Origin of the sequence: Vibrio genomosp. F10 str. ZF-129, assembly GCF_000287055.2 — a bacterium.
GTDB lineage: Bacteria > Pseudomonadota > Gammaproteobacteria > Enterobacterales > Vibrionaceae > Vibrio.
This window is the reverse complement of sequence record NZ_AJYQ02000111.1, coordinates 38373-51323: the sequence shown is the minus strand read 5'-3', so window position 1 is coordinate 51323 and position 12951 is coordinate 38373. Positions and strand designations below refer to the sequence as shown.

General features: G+C 43.8%; 10 protein-coding genes. 9 read left to right on the top strand and 1 reads right to left on the bottom strand.

All coding sequences use genetic code 11. The annotated features are described in order from the left end of the window. Positions 1 to 41: 41 nt before the first annotated feature. Positions 42 to 1475 carry a DUF2867 domain-containing protein gene (locus tag A1QO_RS14280; protein ID WP_017040750.1) on the bottom strand — a complete coding sequence of 478 codons (1434 nt, stop codon included), beginning with the start codon at positions 1473 to 1475 and terminating at the stop codon, positions 42 to 44. A 293-nt stretch (positions 1476 to 1768) separates the two neighbouring features. Here A1QO_RS14280 and A1QO_RS14275 point away from each other — a divergent pair, with 293 nt between their 5' ends. The 9 genes from A1QO_RS14275 (at position 1769) to A1QO_RS14235 (ending at position 12948) form a co-directional block, all read left to right on the top strand. Continuing rightward, positions 1769 to 2440 carry an ABC transporter ATP-binding protein gene (locus tag A1QO_RS14275; RefSeq protein ID WP_017035307.1) on the top strand — a complete coding sequence of 224 codons (672 nt, stop codon included), beginning with the start codon at positions 1769 to 1771 and terminating at the stop codon, positions 2438 to 2440. Continuing rightward, a complete protein-coding gene (locus A1QO_RS14270; RefSeq protein ID WP_017041450.1) occupies positions 2421 to 4874 on the top strand; it encodes an ABC transporter permease in 2454 nt (817 codons plus the stop codon). Before A1QO_RS14275 ends, A1QO_RS14270 begins: the two co-directional genes overlap by 20 nt. After that, positions 4875 to 6005, top strand: a complete 1131-nt coding sequence (locus A1QO_RS14265) for a lipocalin-like domain-containing protein (protein WP_017041449.1) — start codon at positions 4875 to 4877, stop codon at positions 6003 to 6005. A gap of 258 nt (positions 6006 to 6263) precedes the next feature. After that, on the top strand, positions 6264 to 7421 hold the full coding sequence (gene nhaA, locus A1QO_RS14260; RefSeq protein WP_017035310.1) for a Na+/H+ antiporter NhaA: 1158 nt from the start codon (positions 6264 to 6266) through the stop codon (positions 7419 to 7421). 487 nt (positions 7422 to 7908) lie between these two features. After that, positions 7909 to 10197: a putative monovalent cation/H+ antiporter subunit A gene (locus A1QO_RS14255; RefSeq protein WP_017041448.1), complete on the top strand. Its 2289-nt coding sequence runs from the start codon at positions 7909 to 7911 to the stop codon at positions 10195 to 10197. Next, positions 10197 to 10631, top strand: a complete 435-nt coding sequence (locus A1QO_RS14250) for a Na+/H+ antiporter subunit B (protein WP_017035312.1) — start codon at positions 10197 to 10199, stop codon at positions 10629 to 10631. Before A1QO_RS14255 ends, A1QO_RS14250 begins: the two co-directional genes overlap by 1 nt. Beyond that, positions 10632 to 10985, top strand: coding sequence for a Na+/H+ antiporter subunit C (locus A1QO_RS14245; protein WP_017035313.1), 354 nt, complete (start codon positions 10632 to 10634; stop codon positions 10983 to 10985). Next, positions 10982 to 12478, top strand: coding sequence for a Na+/H+ antiporter subunit D (locus A1QO_RS14240; RefSeq protein ID WP_017041447.1), 1497 nt, complete (start codon positions 10982 to 10984; stop codon positions 12476 to 12478). The genes A1QO_RS14245 and A1QO_RS14240 overlap by 4 nt, the downstream gene beginning before the upstream one ends. Next, entirely contained in the window at positions 12475 to 12948 is a 474-nt protein-coding gene (locus A1QO_RS14235; protein ID WP_017038905.1) for a Na+/H+ antiporter subunit E, read from the top strand. Before A1QO_RS14240 ends, A1QO_RS14235 begins: the two co-directional genes overlap by 4 nt. The last annotated feature ends 3 nt before the right edge of the window (positions 12949 to 12951 follow it).

Genomic DNA, 12951 nt, shown 5'->3' with positions numbered 1-12951 from the left:
ATTTAATGAAAAGACGTACTCAATGAGGGCACGTCTTTTTTTTACTTGTTGCCGTGTGCATTTTTGACTATAGCTTTAACCATTCCGTTGAAGATAAAGAGGTGAGCTGGCATCATTGCAAACCAGTAGAGTAACCCTAAGAACCCTTGTGGGTGCCACCAAGCGGTGATGGTGAGCTCTCTTTTATTTCCTAAGTCTGCAATCGCGACCTCTAAGCGCCCTAGGCCCGGCCCTTTCATTCCAAACAAAAGAGAAAGAAATTGATCTTTTTCACATCGGATGACTTTCCAAGAATCAATGTAATCTCCGACCTTGAGCTCAGGCCCTTCTGGCTCGCGACGTTGCGGCACTCCTCCACCAAATAAAACATCCAGCCACTCCCGTGTACGCCATAGAGTATTGGCAAAGAAATACCCGTGTTTACGACTGCCTATTTGCTGAGCAACCTTCCACAATTGCTCCGATGATAAGTGTGTTTTAATCGTGGCACCTGCCTGTTTAGGGTAATAACCGTAACCGGGTTGCCATCGACTGAGCGCTTCCGGTTCAAATCCCCAAACATTGCTTCGAACAAATGTGCCTTCTTCTTTGATGGCGGTCTTAACGGCTTGTTTATAGGAAATAAGAGTCTGCGGGTAGTCTTTCTGAGCTTGGTTTGAATCGGAAATATAATCATGCTCTAAGCCCGCGAGTAACGCTCGGCCTATGTTACTTGGAACGGATGTGACTAAACCTAGCCAGTAGGACGCTAGCTTAGGTGTCAGCAAGGAAGTGGACCAGAGCCGAAACGGTTTATTCGCGATCTCGCAAATGGTTTTAAACTGCTCTCGATAAGAGAGGACATCTGGACCACCGATAGAAAACTGTCGATGTTCAGTCGGGGATTCTTTGGCGATTTCAATCAAATAGTGATTGAGGTTTTCAAGAGCGATTGGGTTTGCTTTTGAATCGACCCATTTAGGTGCAATCATCACGGGTAAGTTGTAAACGAAGTCCCTCATTATTTCAAAAGCTGCTGAACCTGGCCCAATGATAACCCCCGCTCTTAGCTCAGTGACCGGTACGCTGCTTTGCCTAAGAATATCGCCAGTCTGACGCCTTGCATCTAGGTGCGCGGAATTACCCGTTTGAGGTTGCAACGCGCTGAGGTAAATGACTTGCTGTACCGAGCTGTTTACCAATGCAGCTTTAAAGTTGTGCGCTAGGGAGAGCTCGTATTCTAAAAAGTCGTGCCCTGCGGCCATGCCGTGAACAAGAAAGTAGATCAGATCAAATTGAGGAATCAATTGTAGAGTTTCTTCACGATGAGCAAGGTCTAGGTAGGTAAACCTTAAATTAGCGTGAGGCGTTACTCTTGCTTTCAAGTATTCAAGATTTCGAGCTGCTGCTGTTACATTGTAACCTTTAGAAAGGAGGATCGGTAATAACTGAGAGCCTACGTATCCTGATGCGCCAAGAACCAAAACCTTTTTCATACATTCCCTTCAATCACCATGGTTAAGAATATATTACTGTATACTATAACGCGTTGATTTTCTGTTTATTGAGCGTATGAGGTTCAAGTGCCAGATTATCGCGGTCATGCCGAATACCCCTATGCCTAGTGCAAAAGCAACAAGTAAGAAAATAGTTTATTATAAAATGAGAAGTGACGCGGTTAATTGTTGCAATTGAATGCATATCTTGTGATCAGGTGTCCAAAATACTTTCTAGAAAGCTCAATTTAGTGTAGATTCTCCTTCCCAGTCATATTATTGCGAGCTATTTAATGTTAAAGCTGAACAACCTATGTAAAGGATACGTTGACGGTGGTGAATTCCACCCAGTTTTACAAGGTGCAGAACTGACATTAAATCAAGGCGATCAGGTTGCTCTTATGGGCGAAAGTGGTACAGGGAAAAGTACGTTACTTAACTTGATAGCCGGGCTTGACACCATCGATTCAGGAGAAGTTCAATATCCGAATTTCTCGATGCATGACAGTCCAGAATACCTAAGAACAGCATATCGCCGTAACAATGTTGGTCTTATTTTCCAGCAATTCAATTTACTCCCTACGCTAAATGTTGCCGATAACATTCGCTTTTGTCGTCAGCTTAAAGGGTTACCAGAAGATCATGGACTGTGGCGACAAATTTTGTCGGCGTTGGATCTTATGCCTCTCTTAGGGCGCTACCCAGAAGAAGTATCAGGTGGGCAGCAGCAGAGGGCTGCCATAGCAAGAGCCTTGTATATGGAGCCAAAGATTTTGTTGGCCGATGAGCCTACCGGTAGCTTAGATGAAAGAAACGCTGAAGCGGTGATGCGCTTGCTGACTTCCTTAACTCGCCAGTTAGATTGCACGCTTTTGTTGGTCACGCACAGCGATAAAGTGGCCGAGCACATGGATGGTCGGATTCGTCTTCAAGGAGGGCAACTCCATGTTATGGCCCGTAGTTAAAGCGTTATTCGGGCACTATCGTCGTTACCCTTTACAGATGCTCTTAGTTTTACTTGGGTTAACGTTAGGGGTTTCTTTGCTGGTTGGGGTTACTTCTATCAATCATCATGCTCGTCAGAGCTACGCTGACGGTGAGAAACTCTTTTCTAATCCATTACCCTATCGAATTCGCCCTAAGCACATTAGTAATACGGTCCCTCAGGGCTTATACATTCAGCTAAGACGAGATGGTTTTAATGAGTGTGTCCCATTCGTTCAACAAAATCTCACGACCGATGATGGCGACGAATTAGTGTTGGTAGGTTTGGATCCTATTTCCATGTTTCAAACTGAACAGGGGATGTCACTGGCACAACTCAAAAGTCTGGATCTCATGGATCCACCGTATCCAATTGTTGTGAGCCAAGGGCTAGCTGAACGTCATGACTGGAAAGATGGAGATTCAATAACGCTAGACGATCAATCGCTTCTTGGGCCCATTGTTGTCGACAAAAATAAAAGCTTGAGCGGCACTCGCATGATTGCTGATATCTCACTACTTAAAATGCTTAATCGTAGCTCCGGTATAGGCCTGATCGCTTGCGAAGAAATGCCAAAAGACAAATTAGCCAAATTAAAGAGCAGTCTTCCTAACGGTCTATCTTTATCACGTAGCTCCCATTCAGAACTTGAATCATTAACCAATGCCTTCCATATGAACCTAAGCGCGCTTGGTATGCTGTCCTTTGTCGTCGGATTGTTTATCTTTTACCAAGCCATTTCACTCTCATTCGTTCAGCGTCAGCCTCTTGTTGGCATTTTACGACAGACTGGGGTGTCAGGCTGGCAATTGGCTCAAGCGTTATCAATAGAACTCATTGGTATGATATTAATCAGCTGGCTATGTGGCAATGTGTTCGGATTGATGCTTGCAAATCAATTAATCCCAGCTGTAGCCACCAGTTTGGGTGAGCTTTACAACGCGAATGTAGGTATTGATATTGGTTGGAGCTATTACTCAAGTTTTTACAGTCTAGGCATGTGTGTACTAGGGGTGATTACTGCATGTATTTGGCCACTTGTTCGGTTGCTGCGCTCACAGCCGAATCGATTGACTTCGCGTTTATCGCTGGTCAGGTTTGCTGGAACCGAATTTACCCTCCAAGCTTTTTTAGCTTGCGCACTATGTGTTGCGGGTGTGGCTATCTACCAAGTGCCCCAAACACAAACATCAGGCTTTGCCATTATTGCGCTAATGATGATGAGTGTTGCGCTCTTTACTCCGTTTCTGATATGGAAAGTGTTTACCAGTTTTACCTACTCATTGCGTTGGGTGAAGTTACGTTGGTTTTTTGCCGATGCAGCGACCAGTATGAGTTATCGTGGTGTGGCTACTATGGGATTAATGCTCGCTATGGCTGGTAATATTGGTGTGGAGACCATGGTTGGTAGCTTCCGTGATACGACCGATAAGTGGTTAACCCAAAGGTTGGCCGCTGACCTTTATATTTACCCAAGTAATAGTTCTTCGCCTCGCGTAAGTCACTGGTTACAAAAGCAACCTGAAGTTGAAAGTGTCTGGTGGCGATGGGAAAAAGATGAACCGACAGCAAGAGGCGTACTTCAAATAGTAAGTACCGGTGCTTCTGACGCAGAACTTGACGCGTTGACCGTCAAACTTGGTATTCCAAACTATTGGTATCACCTGCACCACTCGAAAGGTGTGATGATCAGTGAGTCTATGTCGTTGAAATTAGGCATCAGACCTGGCGACTTTATCAGTCTTTCTAATCAGCTTGGGCAACGGTGGCAGGTTGTTGGTGTCTATTACGATTATGGTAACCCGTATAACCAAGCTTTGTTATCGCATCGGAATTGGCTCAATGAATATGCAGGCACCGGAGATGTCGCTCTTGGCGTTGAGCTTAAACCGGGGGTGAACCCAACCGGATTAAAGCATCGACTGGCCTCTGTGTTTCGTTTGAATTCCGACCGCGTGTTCGATAATAGTGATATTCATACTCAGGCTATGAAAGTGTTTGATAGAACGTTTGCTATCGCTGATTCTTTAGGCCATATCACATTGTTTATCGCAGTTTGCGGCATCTTCTTTGCTACCTTAGCTGGTGAGGTTTCTCGCCAGCGGCATATCGCTTTGTTGCGTTGTTTTGGCATTTCTGGAAAAGAGCTCGTGATTATAAGTGGGCTTCAACTTCTGGTGTTTTGCATGATTTCAGTGGTGATAGCAATGCCACTTGGGTTGGCCTTAGCAAGCCTTGTGGTGGATGTTGTGATTAAACAATCGTTTGGATGGACCTTGGAGTTGAGATTTGTTCCTATGGAATATGTTAAGACAATATTCTGGGTGATTGCATCGTTAATGGTGGCTGGCGCACTGCCGGTATGGCGAACGATCAAGAGCACCCCCATGAAGTCTTTACGGGATTCGCTATAAATGAAAAATACTCTCAAGACCCGTAAGTTAAGCTTTATTCGTTTGTTATCTTCTGTTGCTGTGATTCTTTTCGTATCAATCTTACTTTATTTGAATTACGATCTCTCTGACTCTAAGGTACACGATCATTCGCATCAGGCTGTTGTCCAAATGCTGCAAAAAAAAGTGTTTGAACCTGTCCTACCAGATAGAGCGGTGACTCTTCCTCACGACTTTAAATCCCACCCGGAATATCAGCATGAATGGTGGCAGTACTTTGCTAATGTTGTTGACCAGCAAGGCACTGAATATGCTATTCAGTGGAGCTTCTTTCGAATAGCTCGGGATGAGAGAAAGACTGAAGGCTGGCAAAACCCGCAGATCTATATTTCTCATGCCGTCATTTCTAATAAAACGCAAGTGTGGAAAGAGCAGAGGATTGCTCGTGGGGGAATCGGACAGTCGGGCACGAATGTGAACCCATTTAAAATATGGATTGATAATTGGGGGTGGCAGTCATTGGGCTATACGCCATTTCCTGGCGAATTAGATATTTCAACTAATGACTTCAGCATAAACCTTCAAACATTGACAGCAGGCCCTTTTGCGCTACTTGGCGAGAATGGGTATCAGCCCAAACATGATCTCCTTCCTATCGCGGCATTTAACATTAATGCGCCATTTTTGTCTGTATCTGGCGAACTGAGCCTAGATAATGGTGAGCCATTGAAAGTGAAAGGCAGTGCATGGATGAGCAAAGAGTGGGGGAGTCAGCTGATTTCGAAGCATCAGGAAGGTTGGGATTGGTTTGTCATTAACTTAACCCCGACTGAGACGTTAACCATAAGTCGTTATCGTCATCATGAACAAATGCCGTATCTCTATGGTTCTATCATCAGCAATAGTGGAAGAATAACGTTACTTGATGAAACGAGTATCTCGTTAAGCCCTTCAAAAACGACGGTATTGTCGAACGGAAAAAAAATACCTCTTGAATGGAGTATAGTGATTGCTGAGCATGGCATCGATGTATTACTCACACCGGTTAATCGCCATTTATTATTACCTTTTGTTATTCCTTACTGGGAAGGGCCAGTTGAAACATCAGGTTCTCACGAAACAAAAGGATTTATGCAACTAACGGGCTATTAATACCAAATGTAGTATAGATCTCATTTTTTAGATGATTAGACTCGCTTAATCTTTTGATTAGCGAGTTTTTTTTATTCTAGTTCTTTTGTGTAACATTGTGTTATAAATTGAATGATTAAGTGTGCCTCTGATTGTTATATCGGAAATTCCGAATTAACATATCAGAAGAAACGAAATTATATTTGCTGAGGATAAAAGCTAGTCACCATTAATTTCGTTAATTTTTTAATTATTTAAAATTCTAAGGGCAACAACAACATGACAAGTATGATTCGTGACTTCTTAAAAATGGAGTCATCTAGTGGTATTTTACTGGTCATTGCCGCAATCACTGCGATGATGATAGCTAACTCGCCTCTCAACGGCTTTTATCAGGGTTTTTTACATACTTATTTGTTGGGGATGTCTCTATCTCATTGGATCAATGATGGCTTAATGGCTATCTTTTTTCTTATTATCGGTCTTGAAGTGAAACGTGAGCTGGTTGAAGGTGCGCTGAAGTCAAAAGAAACAGCGATGTTCCCAGCAATCGCGGCAGTAGGTGGAATGTTAGCGCCTGCACTTGTTTACGTTTTATTTAATTATCAAGATCCAGAAGCCCTCGCCGGTTGGGCAATACCTGCTGCCACCGATATTGCATTCGCACTTGGGATTATGGCCCTTCTGGGTAATCGTGTTCCTATCAGCCTAAAAGTCTTTTTACTTGCGTTAGCGATCATCGATGACTTGGGCGCTGTTATTATTATTGCGCTTTTCTATACCAACGATTTGTCGGTAACTGCGTTGACAGTCGGTTTTATTTCAACTGCTGTTTTGTTTATCTTAAACTCACGTCGTGTCACGTCTTTACCTCTGTACCTAATTATCGGCTTCGTGCTTTGGTTCGCGGTACTAAAATCTGGAGTGCATGCAACGTTAGCGGGTGTTGTTGTCGGGTTCGCTATTCCATTAAAAGGGAAAACAGCCAGTGACTCGCCACTTAAAACGTTAGAACACGCCTTACACCCGTACGTCGCATTCGGTATTTTACCTTTGTTTGCGTTAGCTAACGCAGGCGTATCTTTACAGAATATCTCGGTAGAAGGTTTAACATCTATGCTTCCTTTAGGGATCGCTTTAGGCCTATTGGTGGGTAAGCCTATTGGTATTATGTCTTTCTGTTGGCTGTCGCTGAAATTGGGGATTGCAAAGCTTCCTGACGGGATTCAGATGCGACATATTTTTGCCGTGTCTATCTTGTGTGGTGTGGGCTTTACAATGTCGATATTTATATCTTCATTGGCTTTTGGCTTTGAGAAAGAAGTCATGGACACATATGCTCGCCTAGGAGTTCTACTTGGCTCTACAGCTTCTGCACTATTGGGGTATGCAATTTTAAGTATTGTTTTACCAAAGCAAAAAGCCGTGACAAATTAATTTAAAATAGTTCGCAAAGGCAGACTTTAACGTCCCTTTGCGAACTCTTCTCCTATCCAAATCTCTCGCCCAGTTACACTTAGATACAGAAAATTATCGTTTAATCTACAACGTTATTTGACAAGTCATTTCTTCCTTTTATTCATTGAGCAATAAGTAATCAGTCCGTTGTCTTTTGAATATTTACTAATCTATTTAGATGGTATTTTCGTCGTATTTGTCAGTTTTTTACGGAAATACCGAGTTATTGGTTCATAACAAGCGAGTATTCAAGCTAGTGCTATTTAAATAAACTCCTCGTTCAATAATAACGTTACTTTCTGTATTTCGTTTTTGAATATTATTGCGTTATAGATTGGTTGTGATTATGCTTTTTTTAAGGTTTCTCATGCCCTAACTCGTATACACTAATTCAAATATCGGATTTATTTTGAGTTAGCGTCTTGCTACTTGATTCTATGGTCGAAGTTTTTGGAGGCTATTTTTAATGCTTATTGCTGTCCTGTCAGGTTTTTTCCTGGCGGCATTTGTTCCTTGGTTGTTTAAGCGTTTTGGTGAGAAAACCAGCCACTTGCTCGCACTGTTGCCAGCGGCTTTGTTTGTCTATTTTCTTACTTTTATGCCGGCTGTGACAAGCGAAGGTCGACTGCTGATCAGTTATGAATGGGTACCACTATTAGGTATCAGTTTGAATTTTTGGCTAGATGGGTTGAGCCTACTGTTTGCGTTACTGATTTCGGGTATCGGCTTTTTCGTCATTATTTATACAGGCAGCTACCTAGCTCATAAAGCCGATCAGCGTAAGCTCTTAATGTATCTGATGGCATTTATGGCGGCGATGCTCGGCGTTGTGCTGTCTAGCAACCTGATGGCCATGTTTGTCTTCTGGGAACTGACCAGCATTACTTCGTATATGCTGATTGGCTATTACCATGAAAAAGAATCATCGCGTAAATCAGCGCTTCAAGGACTCATGGTGACCGTTGGTGGTGGTCTTGCGCTACTGGCGGGCATTATTATGCTTGGCCTGATTGCCGGTACTTATGAAGTCAGGGAGATTCTTGCTCAAGGCACGAGTCTTCAATCCCATCCCTTATTCCCTGCAATGATGGTGTTGGTTCTACTTGGTGCATTTACTAAGTCAGCACAATTCCCATTTCATTTTTGGTTGCCTAACGCGATGGCTGCCCCAACGCCTGTCAGTTCTTACTTACACTCCGCCACCATGGTAAAAGCGGGTGTCTATTTGATGGCTCGATTGCAACCTACGATGGCAGGTTATGAAGCATGGACTGTTGCGCTTACATTCTTTGGTGCGACGACAATGTTACTCGGAGCCACTTTGGCTGTCACTAGTACCGATTTGAAACGTATTTTGGCGTACTCAACCGTAATGGCATTAGGTACGTTAACGATGCTCATTGGTATCGGTACGGAAGCTTCATTGGTTGCAGCGGTAGTCTTTCTGTTAGGTCACGCGCTGTATAAAGGTGCGCTCTTTATGGCCGCGGGTACGATTGATCATGAAGCGGGAACAAAGGACGTACGTGAATTAGGCGGGCTTAGAAAGGCTATGCCATATACGGCCGCCTTTATGTCATTAGCCGCTTTGGCACTGGCTGGCGTTCCACCACTGTTCGGCTTCATTGGTAAAGAATTGATGCTAGAAGGCGTTTTATCTAGCCCTTGGGCTGTACTTCTCATCTTCATGACGTTGTTAACCTCTGTCTTTATTGTTGTTTGCGCAGGGTTGCTTGTGATTAAACCATTTTGGGGTGAAAAGAAAGCAACACCGAAAGAGGTACATGAAGCGCCGATGGGTATGCGTTTAGGTTTTTCTGTACTGGCAACAGTAGGGCTGATTTTTGGGTTAATGCCAAGTCTCGTGACACCGTTAGTCTCTTCTGCGGTGAGTGCGATCTCATTTGGTCAGATTGAGTCCGTTGATTTAGCACTTTGGCATGGTATCAATCTACCGCTGATGATCAGCGTTGCCGCTCTTGGTTTGGGTTATTTGCTGTTTAAGAAGTGGGACACGTTAGGCCCACGAGCATCAACATTGAAACCTATGCTTGAGTACGGACCTGAACGTGGTTACGAAATATTTATGGATAACTTAGTGACGTTTGCTAAGTGGAGTACCATGAAGCTGCAAAATGGCTACATGGCAAACTATATCCTAACGATATTTATTACGACGATTGCTCTAGTCGCGTATGCGATGTTCACTAAAGTTGGATTCCATTGGGATATTGATTTCTCTGATGTGACGCTTAAAGACGTAGGCATCTCGATTCTCATTATCGCGGTGATTACCTATGCGTGCATGACGCCTCTTCGACTTGGCGCCGTTGCCGCTATTGGTGCTCTGGGCTTTTCGATGGCGTTAATCTATGTCTTCTTTAGTGCTCCAGATCTAGCGATTACTCAAGTACTGATAGAAACATTGACGGTTATTATGCTTGTTCTCGTGCTGTTCAGATTGCCTAAATTCCAAAAACTATCAAGCAGTGACGTGCGTTGGAGAGACTGTTTTGTGGCGGTTACTTTTGGCGTGATGATGGCCGTTCTACTGTTGACGGTTACGCACTTTGCGATGCCTGATCGTATCAGTTCTTATCTTATTGAAAATAGCTACACGATTGCCAAAGGACGAAATATCGTCAACGTAATCCTAGTCGACTACCGTGCACTTGATACGTTAGGTGAACTATTCGTACTTTCCCTTGCAGCCATAGGGGTTACAGCCATGCTTCGAACTCGGGAGGAAAAGTAATGAACAATACGGGTACTTCTCTCATTCTTCAGGTAGTGGCGCGTTTCTTACTGCCAATGCTGTTGTTGTTTTCTGTGTTTTTGTTGTTACGTGGGCACAATGAGCCAGGCGGTGGTTTCATTGCTGGTTTGGTCGCTTCAGCCGCATTTGCGCTTCACTTTTTTGCTTTTGACGCGACTCAAACCCGAAAACTTATTGGTATCGATAGTAGCTACTTGATGGGTGGTGGCTTGCTGATTTCGTTATTAAGTGGGTTTACTGGTTTTCTCATGTCAGGCCGTGCTTACCTTAGTGCTGTTTGGTGGGATGTGTATGTCCCTGGTATTGGGGAATTAAAAATAAGCACACCTTTGATTTTTGATGTTGGCGTTTACCTTGTCGTTACGGGCATGGTTACAACGTTGCTCTTCTCGTTAGCACAGTTGGAGGAATAAATGACAACTCTATTTGCTATTGTCATTGGTGCTCTTTACGCCGCAGCACTCTATATGATGCTTCGACGTAGTGTGGTTAAGCTTGTGATTGGACTGATGATTTTGTCTAATGCGACCAATTTGTTGATCTTCACTGGCGGAGGCTTAATTCGTGGTGCGCCTCCTCTTATTGAAGAAGGAATGAAAATACCATCAGGGCCGATAGCCGATCCATTGCCTCAAGCGCTTATTCTAACGGCTATCGTGATCAGTTTTGGTGTGTTGGCATTTGCTGTTGTACTGATAAAGCGCGCTTATAAAGTCATAGGCGCAGACGACATGAACGAAATGAAGAGTACAGATTCACAATTATGATGATATTAATGCCAGTACTGATCCCAATGTTTGCGGCAGCGTTATCAATGTTGCTGTGGAAACATCGAACGCTACAGCGTTGGATCAGTGTAATCTCAAATTTTTCGCTGCTGGTTGCTGCGATTACGTTATTTAACAAGGTTTACACGAGTGGTATTCAGGCCACCAATCTAGGAGGCTGGGAAGCACCGTTTGGTATCACTTTAGTGGCCGATTTACTTGCAGTCGTCATGGTAACAGTGTCTTCGGTTGTGGCTTTTTGCATATCAATCTATGCATTGGCCACCATGACCAAAGAACACGAGAAGTTTGGTTTCTATCCTTTATTGCATCTAATGCTTGCGGGCGTTATAGGCTCGTTCCTGACCGGAGATATATTCAACCTGTACGTTTGGTTCGAGATAATGCTCGTGGCATCGTTTGGCTTGCTGATCTTAGGGGGTGAACGAAGCCAGATGGAGGGTGCGCTGAAATATGTAACGCTTAACCTACTGTCGTCAGCGCTGTTTCTAAGTGCGGTAGGCTTGTTGTACGCCTATGCGGGCACGTTGAATATGGCCGATTTGGGACAAAAGTTGTCAATGTCTGCCAACCCTGAGGTTGTGACGGTCATATCGCTGCTCTTCTTGGTCGCCTTTGGTATTAAAGCCGCTGCTTTTCCGTTGTTTTTCTGGCTACCAGCGTCGTATCACACGCCTCCTGTTGCGATCTCTGCGGTCTTTGCAGGTTTGCTAACCAAAGTGGGTGTTTACGCTTTATACCGAGTGTTCAGTGTTATCTTCGTGGGTGATGTGGACTTTACTCATCACACTTTATTGATGTGGATGGGTATCTTTACCATGGTCACGGGTGTGTTAGGCGCCGCCGCTCAGTTTGAAGTTCGTAGAATTCTCTCGTTTCATATTGTGAGCCAAATTGGTTACATGATTTTAGGGCTCGCGCTCTTTACGCCATTGGCGATTTTAGGAGGCGTGTTTTACTTGTTCCATCACATTATAGTCAAAACCAATCTATTCCTAATCAGTGGTGTGATGTATCGAATGCACGGTAGCTACCGATTGGAGAGGTTGGGTGGACTTTATAAGTCAGCGCCTTTCTTAGCCGTACTGTTTGCGGTTCCTGCTATGTCACTGGCTGGGATTCCTCCACTATCGGGTTTCTTTGCCAAGTTCGTCGTTATACAAGCGGGTATTGAAGCTAAAGAGTGGATCGGTGTTATCGCTTCCTTAGCGGTTGGCTTACTTACCATGTATTCAATGATTAAGATTTGGTCTGAAGCGTTTTGGAAGAAATTACCAGACGATGCTGAGATCAGACCGGCGATGTCTGATTCTGAACGTTTGTGTCTTTACTTGCCAATCATCGTGATGGCGGTCATTACCATTACTATTGGTATCAATGCGGAATGGTTTGTAAATCTAGCTTCTATGACGGCGGAACAAATACTCGACCCGCAGCAATACATTGACGCTGTATTGGGAGGTCAATCATGAAGGCATTTGGATGGAATATGCTGCTAGCATTGGCTTGGCTAGTGCTATCAGGTACTTATACCATATCTAACTTTTTTGCAGGCATGCTGCTGAGCTATGTCGTTTTGGCTTATGTATTGCGAGACCATGAACCATTTAAAGTCTATTTTGGTAAGCTGCCAAAGATGCTTAATTTTATTCTGTTCTTTATTTGGGATTTAATTAAAGCGAATGCGAGAGTGGCCTACGATGTCGTCACTCCGACGCATTTAATGAAACCAGCGGTTATTGCAGTGCCATTGGATATCGACACTGAGGGTGGTATTACGATCTTCTCTACTTTGATTACGGTAACACCTGGATCGCTGGCATTGGATGTATCAACGGATAAAAAGGTGCTTTATGTTCATCTGATGTATTTCGAAGATGAGAAACTTCATATCGCTGAGCTTAAGCGCCTTGAAGCCATGGTTATTGATTTATTAGGTTAAAAT

What these genes read in the sequence shown, in the direction of transcription:
- A1QO_RS14265 (WP_017041449.1), top strand. Translation starts at nt 4,875, where the DNA reads ATGAAAAATACTCTCAAGACCCGTAAGTTAAGCTTTATTCGTTTGTTA.
- A1QO_RS14280 (WP_017040750.1), bottom strand. Translation starts at nt 1,475, where the DNA reads ATGAAAAAGGTTTTGGTTCTTGGCGCATCAGGATACGTAGGCTCTCAG.
- A1QO_RS14235 (WP_017038905.1), top strand. Translation starts at nt 12,475, where the DNA reads ATGAAGGCATTTGGATGGAATATGCTGCTAGCATTGGCTTGGCTAGTG.
- A1QO_RS14250 (WP_017035312.1), top strand. Translation starts at nt 10,197, where the DNA reads ATGAACAATACGGGTACTTCTCTCATTCTTCAGGTAGTGGCGCGTTTC.
- A1QO_RS14275 (WP_017035307.1), top strand. Translation starts at nt 1,769, where the DNA reads ATGTTAAAGCTGAACAACCTATGTAAAGGATACGTTGACGGTGGTGAA.
- A1QO_RS14255 (WP_017041448.1), top strand. Translation starts at nt 7,909, where the DNA reads ATGCTTATTGCTGTCCTGTCAGGTTTTTTCCTGGCGGCATTTGTTCCT.
- A1QO_RS14270 (WP_017041450.1), top strand. Translation starts at nt 2,421, where the DNA reads ATGTTATGGCCCGTAGTTAAAGCGTTATTCGGGCACTATCGTCGTTAC.
- A1QO_RS14240 (WP_017041447.1), top strand. Translation starts at nt 10,982, where the DNA reads ATGATGATATTAATGCCAGTACTGATCCCAATGTTTGCGGCAGCGTTA.
- A1QO_RS14245 (WP_017035313.1), top strand. Translation starts at nt 10,632, where the DNA reads ATGACAACTCTATTTGCTATTGTCATTGGTGCTCTTTACGCCGCAGCA.
- nhaA (WP_017035310.1), top strand. Translation starts at nt 6,264, where the DNA reads ATGACAAGTATGATTCGTGACTTCTTAAAAATGGAGTCATCTAGTGGT.